The sequence below is a fragment of the Stenotrophomonas sp. STEN240 genome (genome assembly GCF_056756175.1).
In genome coordinates this window covers 1-16453 of the sequence record NZ_JBRRBO010000054.1, presented here as the reverse complement: position 1 = coordinate 16453, position 16453 = coordinate 1, and the positions used below count along the sequence as shown (strand labels likewise).

At 65.6% G+C, this 16453-nt stretch carries 13 protein-coding genes; 9 read left to right on the top strand and 4 right to left on the bottom strand.

Translation table 11 applies throughout. The annotated features are described in order from the left end of the window. The first annotated feature begins 244 nt into the window (after window positions 1-244). From ACVOKO_RS17305 to ACVOKO_RS17290, 4 genes are all read left to right on the top strand, one after another. Window positions 245-904: a response regulator gene (locus ACVOKO_RS17305; protein WP_346500230.1), complete on the top strand. Its 660-nt coding sequence runs from the start codon at window positions 245-247 to the stop codon at window positions 902-904. Further along, the gene (locus ACVOKO_RS17300; protein WP_346500228.1) at window positions 901-2730 is read left to right on the top strand and encodes a sensor histidine kinase; all 1830 of its coding nucleotides are present in this window, start codon (window positions 901-903) and stop codon (window positions 2728-2730) included. Before ACVOKO_RS17305 ends, ACVOKO_RS17300 begins: the two co-directional genes overlap by 4 nt. Before the next feature lie 106 nt (window positions 2731-2836). Next, window positions 2837-4318, top strand: a complete 1482-nt coding sequence (locus ACVOKO_RS17295; protein WP_346500225.1) for an adhesin — start codon at window positions 2837-2839, stop codon at window positions 4316-4318. A gap of 376 nt (window positions 4319-4694) precedes the next feature. Then, window positions 4695-5783, top strand: a complete 1089-nt coding sequence (locus ACVOKO_RS17290) for a serine hydrolase domain-containing protein (RefSeq protein WP_346500223.1) — start codon at window positions 4695-4697, stop codon at window positions 5781-5783. 125 nt (window positions 5784-5908) lie between these two features. Here the strand turns inward: ACVOKO_RS17290 and ACVOKO_RS17285 are convergent, their stop codons facing one another. Next, window positions 5909-8104 carry a primosomal protein N' gene (locus ACVOKO_RS17285; protein ID WP_346500221.1) on the bottom strand — a complete coding sequence of 732 codons (2196 nt, stop codon included), beginning with the start codon at window positions 8102-8104 and terminating at the stop codon, window positions 5909-5911. A 421-nt stretch (window positions 8105-8525) separates the two neighbouring features. Here ACVOKO_RS17285 and ACVOKO_RS17280 point away from each other — a divergent pair, with 421 nt between their 5' ends. The 4 genes from ACVOKO_RS17280 (at window position 8526) to sppA (ending at window position 13565) form a co-directional block, all read left to right on the top strand. Further along, entirely contained in the window at window positions 8526-9536 is a 1011-nt protein-coding gene (locus ACVOKO_RS17280) for a hypothetical protein (RefSeq protein ID WP_346500219.1), read from the top strand. Continuing rightward, window positions 9523-10095, top strand: a complete 573-nt coding sequence (locus ACVOKO_RS17275) for a DUF3106 domain-containing protein (RefSeq protein ID WP_346500217.1) — start codon at window positions 9523-9525, stop codon at window positions 10093-10095. The genes ACVOKO_RS17280 and ACVOKO_RS17275 overlap by 14 nt, the downstream gene beginning before the upstream one ends. 127 nt (window positions 10096-10222) lie before the next feature. Beyond that, entirely contained in the window at window positions 10223-11587 is a 1365-nt protein-coding gene (locus ACVOKO_RS17270) for an MATE family efflux transporter (RefSeq protein WP_346500215.1), read from the top strand. 70 nt (window positions 11588-11657) lie between these two features. Then, entirely contained in the window at window positions 11658-13565 is a 1908-nt protein-coding gene (sppA, locus tag ACVOKO_RS17265; RefSeq protein ID WP_346500213.1) for a signal peptide peptidase SppA, read from the top strand. A 362-nt stretch (window positions 13566-13927) separates the two neighbouring features. On the opposite strand, the gene ACVOKO_RS17260 is transcribed toward sppA, so the two are convergent. Beyond that, entirely contained in the window at window positions 13928-14155 is a 228-nt protein-coding gene (locus ACVOKO_RS17260; RefSeq protein ID WP_346500210.1) for a hypothetical protein, read from the bottom strand. Between the two features lie 95 nt (window positions 14156-14250). Between ACVOKO_RS17260 and ACVOKO_RS17255 the strand changes: the two genes are divergently transcribed. Beyond that, window positions 14251-15027 (top strand): SDR family oxidoreductase, encoded by a 777-nt coding sequence (locus ACVOKO_RS17255; RefSeq protein ID WP_346500208.1) that lies wholly within the window; start codon window positions 14251-14253, stop codon window positions 15025-15027. On the opposite strand, the gene ACVOKO_RS17250 is transcribed toward ACVOKO_RS17255, so the two are convergent. Together ACVOKO_RS17250 and ACVOKO_RS17245 are read right to left on the bottom strand one after the other, a co-directional pair. After that, window positions 15015-15641 (bottom strand): DUF4124 domain-containing protein, encoded by a 627-nt coding sequence (locus ACVOKO_RS17250; RefSeq protein ID WP_346500206.1) that lies wholly within the window; start codon window positions 15639-15641, stop codon window positions 15015-15017. The genes ACVOKO_RS17255 and ACVOKO_RS17250 overlap by 13 nt on opposite strands. Then, a complete protein-coding gene (locus tag ACVOKO_RS17245) occupies window positions 15641-16309 on the bottom strand; it encodes a DUF4124 domain-containing protein (protein ID WP_346500204.1) in 669 nt (222 codons plus the stop codon). Before ACVOKO_RS17245 ends, ACVOKO_RS17250 begins: the two co-directional genes overlap by 1 nt. Window positions 16310-16453 lie beyond the last annotated feature (144 nt).

The following is a 16453-nucleotide window of genomic DNA, read 5'->3' as shown; positions in this document are numbered from 1 at the left end:
CGAACCAAAGGTTCGCTACCCCACGAACGCCCTTGCGCCAGCGCAAGGGCCGGGGCGCGGAGCGGGGGCAGGGGGTGAGGGCCTTCGCCCTCACTGACCCCCAACGAAGGTTGCTGTCCCGCTCCGAGGCCACGCAAAGCCCAACTTCCGCAAACCCCCTCACAAACCCCCTCACAAGCCCCCTCACAAGCCCCCCGTAAGAGCGCGCTAAACTCCGCCACAACGGGGCACAAGGCGGGGGCCGATGGAGCTGTCTTCCATCCTGATAGTCGATGACGATGCAGCTTCGCTGGCGAGGCTGGCTAGGCTCGTGGCAGAACTCCCGGCAGATCGAGTATCGCAGATCGACACCGCCGCAGATCTCGCCGGCGCCCGTGCCTTACTGCAGGGCAGGCATTTCGATCTCGCCTTGGTCGACATGCAATTGCCCGACGGCACCGGCATCGATCTGATCGGCTGGATGCAGCAGCACCTGCCGAAAATGCAGGCGGTGATCGTGTCGGCATTCGCCGAAGAAGAAGCCATTTTTGCCGCACTGCGTGCCGGCGCCGTGGGCTACCTGCTCAAGGACCGCGAGGACATCGAATTGACGGTTGCGCTGCGTAGCCTGCAACGCGGCGGCGCGCCTATCGACCCGATGATCGCACGCCGCATTCTTGCGCTGCTGCCCGCTGCACAGTTGCCAGTGGCCGCGCCACCGGCGGCCAGCGTGCACCTGTCAGAGCGTGAGCTCGGCATTCTTGCGCATGTCGCCCAGGGCTACGGCAACCGTGAAATCGCCGAACTGCTCGGGCTGTCACGGCTCACCATCGAAGCGCATACCCGCAACATCTACCGCAAGCTGGCAGTGGGTTCGCGGACCGCGGCGGTATACGAAGCACGCGCGATGGGACTGCTGCCTTGATCCGCTGGTTGCTGCTGTTGCTTGTGTGGGCATGCACGGTCCCAGCCCAGGCACAGACGCCGGATGTACTGCGCATCAGCCAGGCGGAGGCGGTGCGTGCGGACTGGCACTCGTCAGCGGCACCGTCGCAGGGTTGGGTGCAGGTGCCACTGGCCGACCAATGGCAGACCCGCTGGCCGGACCACGATGGCGTGGTCTGGTATCGGCTGCGTTGGCAGCAAGCTGATGCCAATCAACCTACCGGCCTGCTGCTGGATTACACCTGCATGGCGGCCGCCGTTTACCTCAATGGCAGCTTGATCGATCGCGATGCATCGCTGGTCGAACCGCTATCGCGCAGCTGGCATGTGCCGCGCTATTTCCTGCTGCAGTCACCGCTGCTAAGGCAGGGAGACAATGAGCTGCTGGTTCGGGTGTCCGGGCTGGCGGCTTACCAGCCCTCGCTCGGCGTGGTGGACGTAGGCGATCCGCAGACGCTGCAGGCGCGCTATCGCCAGCAAGTGTTCGTCCGCCATGACCTGCAGGTTCTGGACAGCGCTATCGGCTTGGTACTGGCGGCGGTCATCGGCTTGTTCTGGCTGCTGCGGCGCAAAGAATCGATGTATGGCTGGTACGCCCTGAGCGCGGTATTCGGGCGGCTGTATGACAGCAATTTCTTCGCCACCAGTCCGTGGCCGTTCGCCACCACCGATGGCTGGCAGGCCTTCATCGGCGCCTGCTATGTGGCAGGCGCCGCTGCGCACACGATATTTCTGCTGCGTTTCTGCGAACGGCGTTGGCCGCGCCTGGAGCGGTTGCTGCTGGGCATCGCGATGCTGGTGATGGCGGGCGCGTTGCTATGGCCGCAGTGGATGGGGCCGAACCGCAATATCTACCTGGTGCCGACCATTGCCTTTCTCTATGCAGTGTCGTTCACCTTCATGGCCTATGCGCTGCGCAGCGGCCGGCGCGACTACCAGGTGCTGGCGCTGTGCATCATCCTGCCGATCGCGGTGTCGTTGCATGACCTTGGTGTCTATATGGGCTGGTACGGCGGTGTCAGCTATCTGGGTTCATTCACCTCGCCGCTGATGTTGCTGGGCATGGGCTTTGTCCTTGCCTATCGCTTTGCCAATACCATGCAGCGGGTGGAAGGTTTCAATGCCGAGCTGCGGCACGAAGTGCAGCAGGCCACCACCCAGCTGGCGGACACCTTGCAGCAGCAGCACGCGTTGGCCTTGTCGCACAGCCGCGCCGGTGAGCGCCTGCAGCTGGTACGTGATCTGCACGACGGGTTTGGCGGCACGCTGGTGGGCGCCATCGCGCGGCTGGAGCAGGCAGCCGATGACATGCCGCGACAGCAGGTGATCGGAGTGCTGCGCGAGATGCGCGATGACCTGCGGTTGGTGATCGACAGTACCGCGCGCGAACAGGCCGATCTGGCCGAGCTTCTGATACCGCTGCGGCATCGCGCCAGCAGCTTGCTGGAGGCGGCCGACATCCAGGCGCATTGGCACCTGCATGATATTCAGGGCGTGGAGCTGGGCGCGACGCGCAGCCTGGACCTGCTGCGGCTGTTGCAGGAAGGCCTGACCAATGTGTTCAAGCACAGTCGCGCACGGCGTGTGGATGTCTACCTGCGCCGGCAGGGCGATCAGCTGCAACTGCATATCGACGACGATGGCGTCGGCCTGATGCAGAGCACCGGCAACCTGACTGCGGTACGCGCGGGCGCGGGACTGGCCAGCATGCGCCTGCGCGCGCGCAGGCTCGGTGGCGAGCTGCAGGTGCTGCCCGCCGCCAATGGCGCCGGCACCCGCCTGGCCTTGGTGTTGTCCGTGCTGTGATCAACCCTGCCACGGTCCGGCAACACCGGCGTTACCTGATTTCGTGGATGCGGCACAGCAAGCTCAGGCGTTAGCTTTCCCCCTTGTTGATTCGGGGGAACCGTTCATGAGCCGTCACCTTGTAACCGCCGCCATGCCGTTGGCGGCCACCTTGCTTGCCTTGCTGCCGTGGTTGCCGGTGCATGCCGCTGAAGTGGTTGGCGGAACCTCACCCACAGCTCCCTGCACACAGGACACGAGCACCGGCGCCATCGCCTGCCAGGACGGCAGCAGGGTGGGTAGCGACGGTGCCCCAGGTGCGCCGCAACTGGGTTCGAGCAGCTCCGCGGGCGGGCTGGGCAATGCCACCGGCAATGCCGCTTTCGGGCAGGGCAGTTCAGCTGGCTTGGGCGGGCAGGGCTCAAATGGCACCGCCGGGGGAACCGGCGGGATCGGTGGCAATGGGGGGGCCTACAACTTGGCATTCGGTACTAGCAGCAGTGCGGGTAACGGCGGCAAGGCGGGTCAGGGCAGCGCGGGTGGCACGGGTGGCAATGGTGGCGCAGGCGGCAACTACAACATCGCGTTGGGCAATGGCAGCCAGGCCGGAAACGGCGGTGACGGCAGAGACATGTGCTGTGGTTTCGGAGCCCCCGCGGGCGCCGCGGGTACGGACAACAATGTCGCCATCGGCAGGAATGCGAAGGCCAGCGGTGGTGGCTCCGTGGCCTTGGGCGCAGGCAGCAGCGATGAGGGTGCCGCGAACGTGGTTTCGGTGGGTTCGGCCAGCTTGAAACGGCGCATAAGCAACGTGGCAGCCGGCATCAATGCCAACGACGCCGTCAACCTCACGCAGCTGGCGGCGTTGTCCGGCGTGCTTGGCGGTGGAGCGGGCTACAGCGGTGGAATTTTCACCGCCCCCAGCTATCTCATCCAAGGTTCCAGCTACCAGCAGATAGGCGGTGCATTGGGCGCGTTGGATGGTGCCTTGTCCGCGCAGAACAGCAGCCTTGCCGCGCTCGCGGCAAGCGGTGACGCGGCCACCCTGGTGTCTGCAATGCAGTACACCGACCAGCAGTTGGCCGGTGGCCAGAACGTTGCCCTGCAAGCGGCGCAGGTACATGCCGATGCGGGTGACACAGCGACGCTGGCGGCGGCATCGGGCTATACCGATACGCGGGTGGCGGCAGTGCGTGCTGAAGTGAATGCTGGTGACAGCGCAACCCTGGCATCGGCCAATCAATACACCGATACCGCAGCCGCGCAGTCACTGGGCAGCGCGCGCGCGTATACCGATGCAGCCGTTGCCGCGTTCAGCGATGACTTCAGCCGTTTCGGCGATGGGGTGAACCGGCGCCTGCACGATCAGGACCGGCGCATTGATCGGATGGGGGCGATGACGTCGGCAATGACCAACATGGCGATGAATGCCGCTGGCGGGCAGAGTGCGCGCGGACGGGTGGCGGTGGGTGCAGGTTTCCAGGGTGGGGAGCAGGCCTTGTCGGTTGGCTATGGTGTACGCCTGGGTGCACGTGGCTCGTTCTCGTTGGGGGGCGCGTTTGCAGGCGGCGAGAAGTCGGCCGGTGTTGGCTTCGGCCTCGATCTTTGATGCTGGCGCGGGCTGATGGACGGCAGGGCGGTGCAGATCGCTCAATGCAGCGAAGCATTTGATCCGTTGGCGGCGCCTGGGCTGCCTTCCTTGCGGAGGGTAAAGCCGCGCGCGGCGACATCCTGCAGCAAGTCTTGGATCCGTTACGACCCAGGGTTCCGTCACCGTGTTGAAATGTCCGCTGGTGGCGAGGCGTGGCTCAGCATCGTGCGTGCACAGCAGACAATGCTGGCACTGGTGCAGCATCTGGGGCGGTGAGTACTGCCAGCTGGCTGGTCGTGCTGTTTAAACCTTTTCAGTGCTTTGTGCATCCAAGCCTGAGGTGGGTGCGCAACGCACCTGCCATGCCCTGCCACCCAGCGACCGGAACCACGCCATGCAATTCGCAGCCCGCCCCTACCTGCTTTGCCTGCAGGCCGTTCTTCTTGTGTGCTGCGCGCCGGTGTTTGCCGCAACACTTGGTGATGCCAACCAGGCGACGCACCGCTTCATTGCAACGACGATGAAGGAGCGGGGTATTCCAGGCATGCAGGTTGCGGTGGTCAAGGACAACCGCGTGGTGTTCTCGGAGGCATCTGGTCTGGCCAATGTGGAGAACAAAATCGCCGCCACGCGCAGCACTTTGTTTCCGATCAACTCGGCGACCAAGGCATTCACCGGTGTGGCGCTGATGCAGCTGGTCGAGGCCGGGCAGGTGGATCTTGATGCGCCCATTGCCACGTATCTGCAGCAGCTGCCGGTGGCATGGCAGGGCATTCGTGTGCGTCAGTTGCTGGCGCATACCTCCGGCTTGCCGGATATCGTTGATGGCAACGGTCTGGTGGGCGGTGGTTCCGAAGCGCAGGCCTGGCAGTTGCTGGAGCAGCAGCCGATGCAGGCAGCACCGGGTGCGCAGTTTGTTTACAACCAGACCAACTACGCCTTGTTGGCGAGGATCATCGCCCGGTGCAGCGGTAGCAGCTACGAAGACCATCTGGCCGCGCACCAGTTCAAGCCGCTGGGCATGGCCCACACCCGCTTCGGCGACAGCTACGACCTGGTGCCGAATGCGGCCACCATGTACAGCTTCTTCCCGCGCAGCAGTGATGCGGCCGACACCCCGGCGCGGCTGTCGCACTGGTTCTATGACATGCCACACGGCTTGTGGGCAGGTGGCGGTATCCAGATCACTGCTGACGAATTGGCGCAGTGGTTGGCAGCCTTGCTGCAGCATCGTGTGCTGGCTGCCGACAGCCTTGCGCGCATGTGGACGCCGGAGCGTTTGAATGATGGCAGCGAGGGCGACTGGGCTGCGGGCTGGCCGGTGTCCACGCTGCAGGGACGGCGCCAGGTCAGCAGCTTCGGCGGTGCACGGGCGGCGTTGGTGATGTACCCGGAGCAAGGCTTGGCGGTTGTGGTGTTGACCAACCTGGTCGGTGCCAACCCACAACAGTTCACCGCGCAGATCGCCGATTTCTACAGATGACAGGCGCTGTTGCTCCCTCCCTTGCGCCGAAGGCGGAGGGGAGGGTTGGGGAGGGGTAGGCTCTGGTCTTTCAGGCTTTGCGAGTTTCGCGGCTGACGCCGCTCCCACAAAAGCAGATCCTTTTCTCAGTACAGATCCATCGGGTCTACATCCAGCGACCAGCGCACCCGGCGCGCCTGCGGCAGCCCGTAGGCCTGCGCCATGACGCTGTCCAATGCGGCATGCAGCGGCCGGCGTTGTGCGGCCGACAACAACAACTGCGTGCGCTGGAAACCCGCGCGGCGTGGCATCGGTGCCGGCATGGGGCCAAAGCGTTCGACATCACTCTGTGTCGGGATCAGCTGCTTGAGTGCGGCCAGGAACTCATTGGCCTGTTCCACCTGTTTGGCTTCGGCACGCAGCAAAGCCATATGCGCGAAGGGCGGAAATCCCGCCGCCTCGCGCTGCAGCAGTTCGGCATCGGCAAAGGCGTGGTAGCCACCGTTGACCAGCGTGTGCAGCAGCGCATTGTCCGGGTGATGGGTCTGCAGCCAGACCTCGCCGGGGCGCTCGGCGCGGCCTGCGCGGCCTGCGACCTGGATCAACTGCTGCGCCAGTTTTTCGCTGGCGCGGAAGTCGGCCGAGAACAGGCCTTCGTCGATGCCGACCACTACCACCAGGGTCAGCTTCGGCAGGTCGTGGCCCTTGGCCAGGATCTGCGTGCCGACCAGGATGCCGGGCTGCTCGCCCAGTGTTGCCAGGGTCTGCTCCAACGCATCGCGGCGGCTGGTGGTGCTGCGGTCGATGCGCAGCACCGGGTAATCCGGAAACAACTGCAGCAGGCGTTCTTCCAGCCGCTCGGTGCCGATACCCTGCGGCTGCAGCGCAAGGCTGGCGCAATCCGGGCAGGCCAGCGGTACCGGTTGGCGCGCGCCGCAGTGATGGCATTGCAGGCGGCGGCCAGCGCCGTGCACCGTCATCGGGGTCTTGTGCAGGGGCGTGCTGCAGCGCTTGCACGGCGCGGTCCAGCCGCAGTCATGGCAGAGCAGTACCGGCGCGTAACCACGCCGGTTCTTGAACACCAGTACCTGGCTGCCGGCCTTCAGATGCTGCTCGATACCGACCAGCACTTCCGGCGACAGGCCATCCTGCAGCGAACGTTTGCGCACGTCGAACACGCGCACGCTGGGTGGCTTGGCATCGCCGGCACGCTGCTGCAGGCGCAGGTGCGTGTAGCGGCCGCTGCGTGCGTTGTGCAGCGACTCCAACGAGGGGGTGGCGCTGCCTAGTACCACCGGCACGTTCAGCGCCTTGCCACGCACCAATGCGAAATCACGCGCGTGGTAGCGGATGCCGTCCTGCTGCTTGTAGCTGCCATCGTGTTCTTCATCGATGACGATCAAGCCGGCCTGCGGCAACGGCGTGAAAATCGCCGAGCGGGTACCGACGATCACCCGCGCCTCGCCGCGTGATGCTGCGGCCCAGACGCGCGCACGTTCGTTATCGTTCAAACCCGAATGCAGTGCATGCACAGGAATGCCCAGGCGGCTGCGGAAGCGATGCAGGGTCTGCGGGGTCAGGCCGATTTCCGGCACCAGCACCAGCGCCTGCTTGCCCTGTTGCAGGCAATGGCAGATGGCCTGCAGGTAGACCTCGGTCTTGCCGCTGCCGGTGACGCCATCGAGCAGGAAGGGCTGGAAGCCATCGGCCGCCTGCAGCGCATCGATGGCCTGTTGTTGCTGCGGGTTGGGCTGCGGGCCCGGCACGATGCGCGGCTGCGGGATAACCGCTGGCACTTCGATGCGCTGTACATGCTCGCGCTTGAGCAGCGCGCGGGCGGCGCTGCGCCAGTCGTCCAACTGCTCGTCGAGCAGGTCTTCATTGACTGCGCCATCGAGCAGCAGCGTGGCCAGCCCCTGCGGGCGGGTGCCGCTGCGCAGGCGCGCGTAGCCGGTACGGCCGGCGTCGGTCAGTTGCCAGGCCCAGCCGTGGGTATCGGGCAGGGCGTCGCCGCGGCGCAAGGGTGCCGGCAATGCTGTGGCGATCACCTCGCCGAGCGGGGCATGGCTGTAGCGCGCCAGCCAGCGCAGGCTGGCGCTGAGTTCGCCCTGCAGCAAGGCGCTGTCGTCGAGCCACTGCAGGGCCGGGCGCAGGTTGGCCGGGTCATCGCTCAAGCCTATCGACTCCACCACCCCGACCAGCTCGCGCGGCCCGAACGGCACCCGCAAGCGGCGGCCGACATCCTCTTCCCGAGGTGCAGGGCTGCCGGCAGGGGGCAGGTAATCGAACACTTGGGGCAGCGGCACCGGCAGGGCGATGCGGAGAGTGGGGCAGGCAGGCATGGGACCAGTTTAGCGGCAGCGGACGGTTTGGCCCCCGCCATTCACCGGCATCGGGGCCCTGTGAAGTCCTGCATAAATGAGGCGTAAACGCTGGCTGCGCTTGGGGATTTATTGTTATCCACATTTCCTGTGGATAACTCTGTGGGTGAGTAATGTGCTCCACGCGCTCAAGGCGATGGTTGGGGCTTCTGAGTCAACTTGGACAAAAAATAGCCACAAAGAATAAGTTATTAAAATCAATAACTTATCCGTGAAACAAAAACGAAATACAGTCTCGGTGCGGTATGCGCGGCGAGTTGGCCGCAGCGTATTGACGCTGTGCACAAGTTGTTGCAGGCCCTTGCAAAAGCCGCCGGTTGATGGCGTGGGGCGTCGGCAGCGCGGTGTGCGCTCGGTATCATCACGGCATGACGGAGTTCACATGATGGCTGCACCAGCCCCTCTTTCGCCGGCCGCAGCCAACGCTCTGTCCGCCTTTCTGCGCGGGGTGGAACGCCGTGCCCTGGTTGTTGCTGAATTGCAGGCCGGTGATGCCGTGGTGGGTGAGCGGGCAGTGGCCGTGGCGATGCGCGCCTTCGCCGGCCCGGCCGCGCAACTATTGATGGTGGAATGGCCGGCCCGCTTCTGGGGGCTGCTGTGCAGCACCCCGCTGTTGTTGAAGCCGGCCAGCCCGGGGCAATGGGAGCCGGCCTTGGCCCATCTCGGCAGCCTGGCTGCCGGCGAGCGCCTGGCGTTGTTGCTGCGGATTGGCGCCGGGCTGGATGAAGCGCCGGCTGCTGCCGTGCTGGGTGTGGATGCCGGTGCCTACCGGCAGGCCCTGGCCGGCGCCTGTCCGTTGGATGCCGGTGGGCGGCCAGACGCTGCCAGCTGGCGCGCGCTGGCCGAACACGTGCAGACCCGCATCCGCGACCTGTCGCCACCGCGCCTGCAGCAGCTCGAACAACTGCGTGAGTCGGTCATCACCGGCGCGTTGCCGGCGGCGTCCCCCGCCGCGGCGCCCAGCCAGCGGGTGGAAGAGGAGCGGCGGCGCAAGCCGGCACCACGGCGCAAACCCGCGCAGGCCTGGACGCTGCGCACCTGGTTGCTGCTGTGCCTGCCCTTGCTGTTGCTGGCGGTGGTGGCCCTGTGGTGGTGGCGTTCGCACACCACGGTGGCGGCCGATCCCAATGCCGGCAATGGCCTGTCCGACAACGGCCCGGTGCAGGTTGAAGCGCTGCCCGATGACAGCACGCCAGCCGGCCCAGGCGAAGACCCGCATGCCGCCAGTGATGCGGCGATGCTGGCCGATGCCGAGCTGGATATCGCCCGCGACGCTGATCTGTATGCCTGGTATGCCGCCGGCGGCCCGATCCCGGTGGACGAATCGCAGCCGCAGCCAAGCCGTCCGGAACCGGCCGGTGCTGCATTGGAGACCAGCGATGCCGATGAATAAGTTCGGGCTGGCCTGTCTACTGGCGTGCGTGTCGTTGGCGTTGTCCTCGCATGCCGCCGTGCCCAGCGCAGTACCAGCGACGCCGGCGCCCGCGCGCAGTGTCGGCGTGGCCGGCATACAGACCAGTTGGGCCACGCTGAGCCCGGACCAGAAGCGCGAGCTGCGCAGCCGTTATGCGGCCTGGCAGGCCTTGCCGGAAAGCGAGCGCCAGCGCATCCGCCACGCAGCGGCGGCGGTTGCCGCGCTGCCGGTCGCAGAGCAGCAGGCATTGCGCGCCCGCTACCTGGATATCGATCAGATGCACCGCGATGGCTGGCTGCTGGGCCCACAGCTGGGTGTCCTGTATCCGCGCCTGCAACCCTTGTTCGGCTATCTGCCGGCCGCGCAGCGGGAACCGGTGATGGCCTTGCTGCGCCAGCTCGACGCTGCCCAGCTGGAGCAGTTGAGCCTGATTTCGCAGCGTACGCCGCCGCAACAACGCGAAGAACTGCGCACCCAGCTGCTGGCGCTGGCGCCGGCCCAACGCGATGCCTGGCTGCGCGAGAAAGTGGGGCACTGACGCAGCCGGCAGGCCGTTCATCCGCGGTGCGGGGCTGTAACGCCGCCGCCACGGTAGAATAGGCACACTCCGCAACCCGGCATCTGCGCGCGTCCTGCGCCGGCCGTAGTCTGCGTCCCCTGGTTTTATGTCTATGTCTCCCGCTACGCCGCGCTTCCTGCAGGAAGTGCGGACGACCGGACTGCTTGCCCTGCCTCTGGTGCTGGGCCACGTCTCCACCGGTCTGATTGCCTTTGTCGACAACACCATCGCCGGCCACCACGGCACCGATACCTTTGCTGCAGTCAGCATTGGCACGGCCTTGCTGTGGCTGCCGATGCTGGTGCCGATCGGCACCTTGATCTCGCTCACCGCCTCGGTGTCACAGCTGCATGGCGCTGGCCGTGAGCGTGAAATCGGCCCCTTGTTCCGCCAGGCGCTGTGGCTGGGCGTGGGCTTGAGCGCGCTGATGTTCCTGTTCCTGAGCGTGGTGCCGGCGTTCCTGCCCGCGTTTGGCATTGCCCCGGAAATCGTGCCCGGCGCCACCGACTTCCTGCATGCCATCCGCTGGGGTGTGCCTGCATTGACGTTGTATTTCTGCATGCGCTACCTCAGTGAAGGCATGCACTGGACGCTGCCGACCATGCTGATTGGTTTTGGCGGCCTGCTGGTGCTCGGGCCATTGGGTTATGCGCTGTGCAACGGCAAGTTCGGTTTCCCGGAGATGGGCGCCGAAGGCCTGGGCATCGCGTCGTCGGTGACCATGTGGGTGCAGGCCCTGGCCTTCGCCACTTACCTGTGGACCACCAAGCGCTTTGCCCACCTTGAGTTGTTCACCCATTTCGAATTGCCGCGCTGGCGGGCGATCTGGGACCTGCTGCGCACCGGTCTGCCGATCGGCATCACCGTGCTGATGGAGGGTGGTTTGTTCATCATCACCGCGCTGCTGATCGGCCGTATTGGTGCCACCGAAGCCAGCGCCCACCAGATCGCGATCAACGTGGCGCAGCTGTGTTTCATGATCCCGATGGGCGTGGCCGAAGCCACCACCGTGCGCGTCGGCCATGCCGTGGGCAGCAACGACCCGCTGGGCGTGCGCCGGGCCACCTGGGCCGGTTACGGGATCGTGCTGGTCACCCAGATGGTATCGATCACCGCGCTGCTGCTCGGCCACGACGCGGTGGTGGGTTTGTACACCAACGACCTTGCGGTGGCCGCATTGGCCTCCACCTTGTTGTTGTATGCGGCAGCCTTCCAGATTCCCGATGGCATCCAGGTGCTGTCCGCCGGCGCCCTGCGCGGGCTCAAGGACACCCGGGTACCGATGTTCATCGCCATGTTTGCTTATTGGGGCGTGGGCATGCCGGTCGGCGCCGGGCTTGGACTGGGTCTGGGCTGGGGGCCGCAGGGCATGTGGATCGGCCTGATCATCGGCTTGACCGTGGCCGCCGTACTGTTGGGTTGGCGGTTGCGGGTCAGCAGCAGCCGGCTTATCGCCCAGGCTTCCCCCTGACTTAAAGGCTATGCCGGCGGCGTCCGGTTATGCGTATCCTGACTTGCAACCAGCCCCCACCGGAGCGTCCATGAATCCCCCCCCCTTGCCACGCCGCAATCCCATTGCCAGCTTCTTCATCGGCCTGTGGGATGTAATGAACTTCACCCGGCGGCTGATCCTCAACCTGCTGTTCTTCGGCCTGTTGTTCCTGATCCTGATCGGCTTGATGGTTGCCGTGGGCAAGGGCGCCTCATCGACCGCCCTGCTGCAGGAAGGCACCACCCTGGTGATCGCGCCGGAAGGCCGCCTGGTCGAGCAGTACAGCACCGACCCGCTCAGCCGCGCGCTGGGCAAGGCGCTGGGTGAACGCAATGCCGAAGAGCTGCAGCTGCGCGATCTGATCCGCGCCATCGAAGCGGCCAAGGACGACAAGAAGATCAACCGCGTGGTGCTGCAGCTGGACAAGCTGCAGCCCAGCGGCTTCGCCTCGATGCGCGAAGTGACGGCTGCACTGCAGGACCTGCGTGCGGCCAACAAGCAGGTCGTGGCCTTCAGCGAGAACATGGGCCAGTCGCAATACCTGCTGGCCGCGCAGGCCGATGAGATCTACCTGGATCCGATGGGTGGCCTGCTGCTGGAAGGCCTGGGCCGCTACCGCCAGTATTTCCGCAGTGGCCTGCAGGACAAGCTGGGCGTGGACGTGCACCTGTTCAAGGTGGGCGAGTTCAAGTCCGCCGCCGAGCCCTATGTGCTCGACGCCGCCTCGCCGCAGGCCAAGGAAGCCGACCTGTTCTGGATGAACGACGTGTGGCAGCGCTACCTGGGCGACATCGCCAAGGCACGCAAGCTGGACGCCGCACAGCTGGCGGCCGGCATCGATACCCTGCCTGAAGGGGTTGCCGCCGCCGAAGGCGACCTGGCCCGCTTCGCCCTGCAGCAGAAGCTGGTGGATGGCCTGAAGACCCGCGAAGAAGTGGATGCCCTGCTCACCGAGCGTGGCGTGGCCGACAGCGATGCCGACGGTGGCTACCGCCAGATCAGCCTGGGCGACTACCTGACCCAGGTCGATGCACACCGCTCGCCGGTGGATTCGCGTCCGCAGGTGGCGGTGGTGGTGGCCGAAGGCGAAATCGGCGGCGGTGACCTGCCGGCCGGCCGCATCGGCGGCGTTTCGACCTCGGCACTGCTGCGTGAGGCCCGCGACGATGATGACGTGAAGGCCGTGGTGCTGCGCGTGGATTCGCCCGGTGGCGAAGTATTCGCCTCCGAGCAGATCCGTCGCGAAGTTGAAGCCCTCAAGACTGCCGGCAAGCCGGTGGTGGTATCGATGGGCGACATGGCGGCATCGGGTGGTTACTGGATCAGCATGAACGCTGACCGCATCTACGCCGATGAATCCACCATCACCGGTTCGATCGGCATCTTCGGCATGATCCCGAACTTCGCCCGCAGCCTGGACAAGATCGGCGTGCACACCGATGGCGTGGGCACCACCCGTTTTGCCGGCGCGTTCGACGTGACCCGGCCGATGGACCCGGCCGTGGGCCAGGTGATCCAGTCGGTGATCAACAAGGGTTATGCCGATTTCACCGGCAAGGTGGCAGCGGCACGCAAGAAGCCGGTTGAAGCGGTGGACGAAGTTGCACGCGGCCGTGTGTGGAGCGGTGCGCAGGCCAAGGAACGCGGTCTGGTGGACGAGTTTGGTGGCTTGAAGGCTGCCGTCGAGCACGCAGCGACCTTGGCCAAGCTGGGCGAGGCCGGCAAGTTCCGCGTGCGTTACATCGAGAAGGCAGCCACCCCGTTTGCACAGTTCATGACCGGCTTTGCCGGCAGCCGTGCAGGCGCCTGGATGCTGGCCGACTCGGGCATCGCGCGCATGCTGATCGCCAAGCAGATGCCGGAGCTGGACACCCAGCTGCGCTTCGTCGAAGACGCAGTGAAGGACCGCAACGGCGCACCGGTGAAGTCACTGGCGTATTGCTTCTGCGGTTTGTAAGCACGCTTGTGTAGCGCGTAATCACAACGCCGCCTTCGGGCGGCGTTGTTGTTTGTGGCATGTAATGCCGAGCCATGCTCGGCAGAAAGAAGCCCTGTAGTGCCGAGCCATGCTCGGCAGAGGCTTTCCAAGCAATGCCACTGTAGTGCCGAGCCATGCTCGGCAGAGGCCTTCCAAGCAATGCCACTGTAGTGCCGAGCCATGCTCGGCAAGAGGCTTTCCAAGCAATGCCCCTGTAGTGCCGAGCCATGCTCGGCAGAGGCTTTCCAAGCAATGCCCCTGTAGTACCGAGCCATGCTCGGCAAGAGGCCTTCCCGGTAACGCCCAATGCCGAGCATGGCTCGGCACTACAGGTGTACGTCCTACTGGCCGCTCGCACCTTCAGCTGCATCCAGTGCGGTTTGCTGCGCCTTGGCAGCATCCTCGGCCGCCGCTGCGGTGGCCTTGGCCTTATCCAGATCCTTCTTCATCGCATCACGCAGCGCCGTGGCCTGCGGCTCTGGACGGCGTTCGGTCTCCGGCGGCTGCGGTTTGCCGCAGGCGGCCAGGCCAATCAGCAACGGTGGGATCAACAGGAAAAGGCGCTTCATTGGCATGCTCCGCGGGGCTCAGGCCGCTATCCTAGCCCCATCCCCCCGCAGCGTCCTTCCGCGACGCCGCACTCGAGCACCGAAGAGGAAAGGCAATGAACCCGCAGCGCTGGCGATTGGATGGACAGACCGCACTGGTAACCGGTGCAAGTGCCGGCATCGGTCTTGCGATCGCCCGCGAACTGCTGGGCTTCGGCGCCGATGTGCTGATCGTCGGGCGCGATGGCGATGCGCTGGAAACCGCGCGAGATGAACTGGCCGATGCATTCCCCGAGCGTGGCATCCACGCGCTTTCCGCCGATGTCAGTGACGACCAGGATCGCCAGGAAATCCTGGATTGGGTCGAGGACCACAGCGATGGCCTGAACATCCTGGTCAACAACGCCGGTGGCAATACCACCAAACCGGCGACCGAGTATTCCGAAGACGAGTGGCGCGGCATTTTCGAGACCAACCTGTTCTCGGCGTTCGAGCTGTGCCGCTACGCGCACCCGTTGCTTACCCGGCATGCTTCCTCGGCCATCGTCAACGTTGGCAGCGTGTCCGGCATCACCCATGTGCGCAGCGGCGTGGTCTATGGCATGACCAAGGCGGCGATGCAGCAGATGACCCGCAACCTGGCCTGCGAATGGGCCGAGGACGGCATCCGCGTGAACTCGGTGGCACCGTGGTACATCCGTACCCGCCGTACCTCCGGGCCCTTGTCCGATGCCGACTACTACGACGAAGTGATCGCGCGCACGCCGATGCGGCGTATCGGTGAGCCGGAGGAAGTGGCTTCGGCAGTGAGCTTCCTTTGCCTGCCGGCATCAAGCTACGTCACCGGCGAATGCATCGCGGTGGATGGCGGTTTCCTGCGCTACGGCTTCTGAGTCCTGCAGTCGCTGCCGTCGAGCAGCGATTGCAGCCGCTGATAATTCTTCTGCAGCGCCTGCGCCTGGCTGGGCGTGGCAAAGCGCCATTGCGATTCGGCCTCGTCCACCCGCTGCTGCCAGGTCGCGCACAGCTGTGCCGGATCAACCGCAGTGCAGGTATCACGCACCACTTCGCAGGCCTCGCCGGCGCCGGTCGTCGGGTTGCCGTCAAGGCCGGTTACCTGCATCGCCACGCAGCGTGATGGCGGCTCGCTGCTTTCGCTGAAGTAGCTCTCACCTTCGCGGGTGCGGCATTGGAACAGATCGGGCAAGGGTACTGGCGGTGCAATGGGCGCGGCAGGCACTTTTGCCGGCGTGGGTGCTGCCACTGGCGGCGCTTGCACGGGCGCTGCCATCAGCGTTGGCAGCGCGGCGGGCGGAGCCGGGGCTGGCATTGGCGGTGGAGTGTCCACCGCCTGCATGACTTTTCTGCTCTGCAGCTGGGTGCCCTTGGGGCAGGGCATGTTCTGCACGGTGAGTGCACCACTGGCATCGGTGCAGCGGTAGAACACGATTTCGCCGGCCTGCGCGCTGGCGCTGGCGCAGAGCAGCAGTGCGAGTAGATTGCGCATCAGGTTCCTCCGCAATCCTGTTCAAGCCGGGCATCGATGCCGCGCTGCTCGCGCATCAGTTCCTGGCGCTCGCTTTGCAGGGCACTGTTGTAGCGGCGGATCAGTTCCCAGCGGCGATCACGCAGGCGTGCACAGACTTCCTGCGGGGGCAGTGCATGGCAACTGTCACGCACCAGCACCGAACCCATCGGAACCGCGACGCCGGGCTGCCAAGGCCCGCCGCCACCGGGTGGGTGCGGTGGGCGTGGCCCACCGTGGCCGTGGCCGGGGAAAGTCGGATAGGCATAGCCCCAGGTTGGCACCCAGCGTGGATTGCCGTCGCTGTTGTCGCTGGTATAGCGCTCGCCCTCGCTGGTGACGCACTCATACATGGGCTGCGGCGGCTGTACCGTGACTACCCGCACCTCGCGCTGCAGTACCGGTGCAGCGGCCGCTGCCGGTGCTGCGGTTGCAGGGCGTGGTGGTGGATCCTTGGGGCGCGTCATGTCCAGCACCTGTTGCTGGTGGGCCTTGGTGCAGGGCGCATCCTGCAGCGATACCGCGCCATTGCTGCCCACACAGCGGTAGATGCGCACATTGTCGGCAGGACCGGCCGGAGGGGGATCAACCGCCAGTGCCGCGACGGGCAACCAGATCAGGCAACCGGGCAGGAGCAGGCGAAGGCGCATGGCGGCAGTGTGCCACGGCTGTGCACAGGTGGTGTTGTGGGAGCCCCGTGTAGAGCCGAGCCATGCTCGGCTGAGGCTCTACCGGTGAAGCTCCTGCCGAGCACGGCTCGGCACTACCGCTGCTCTTGAAGCATGGCTCGGCTC

Bases quoted from the DNA above. Each gene is read 5' to 3' on its own strand.
- ACVOKO_RS17295 (WP_346500225.1), top strand. From the start codon at position 2,837: ATGAGCCGTCACCTTGTAACCGCCGCCATGCCGTTGGCGGCCACCTTG.
- ACVOKO_RS17250 (WP_346500206.1), bottom strand. From the start codon at position 15,641: ATGCGCAATCTACTCGCACTGCTGCTCTGCGCCAGCGCCAGCGCGCAG.
- ACVOKO_RS17280 (WP_346500219.1), top strand. From the start codon at position 8,526: ATGATGGCTGCACCAGCCCCTCTTTCGCCGGCCGCAGCCAACGCTCTG.
- ACVOKO_RS17255 (WP_346500208.1), top strand. From the start codon at position 14,251: ATGAACCCGCAGCGCTGGCGATTGGATGGACAGACCGCACTGGTAACC.
- ACVOKO_RS17305 (WP_346500230.1), top strand. From the start codon at position 245: ATGGAGCTGTCTTCCATCCTGATAGTCGATGACGATGCAGCTTCGCTG.
- ACVOKO_RS17285 (WP_346500221.1), bottom strand. From the start codon at position 8,104: ATGCCTGCCTGCCCCACTCTCCGCATCGCCCTGCCGGTGCCGCTGCCC.
- ACVOKO_RS17260 (WP_346500210.1), bottom strand. From the start codon at position 14,155: ATGAAGCGCCTTTTCCTGTTGATCCCACCGTTGCTGATTGGCCTGGCC.
- ACVOKO_RS17290 (WP_346500223.1), top strand. From the start codon at position 4,695: ATGCAATTCGCAGCCCGCCCCTACCTGCTTTGCCTGCAGGCCGTTCTT.
- sppA (WP_346500213.1), top strand. From the start codon at position 11,658: ATGAATCCCCCCCCCTTGCCACGCCGCAATCCCATTGCCAGCTTCTTC.
- ACVOKO_RS17270 (WP_346500215.1), top strand. From the start codon at position 10,223: ATGTCTATGTCTCCCGCTACGCCGCGCTTCCTGCAGGAAGTGCGGACG.
- ACVOKO_RS17245 (WP_346500204.1), bottom strand. From the start codon at position 16,309: ATGCGCCTTCGCCTGCTCCTGCCCGGTTGCCTGATCTGGTTGCCCGTC.
- ACVOKO_RS17275 (WP_346500217.1), top strand. From the start codon at position 9,523: ATGCCGATGAATAAGTTCGGGCTGGCCTGTCTACTGGCGTGCGTGTCG.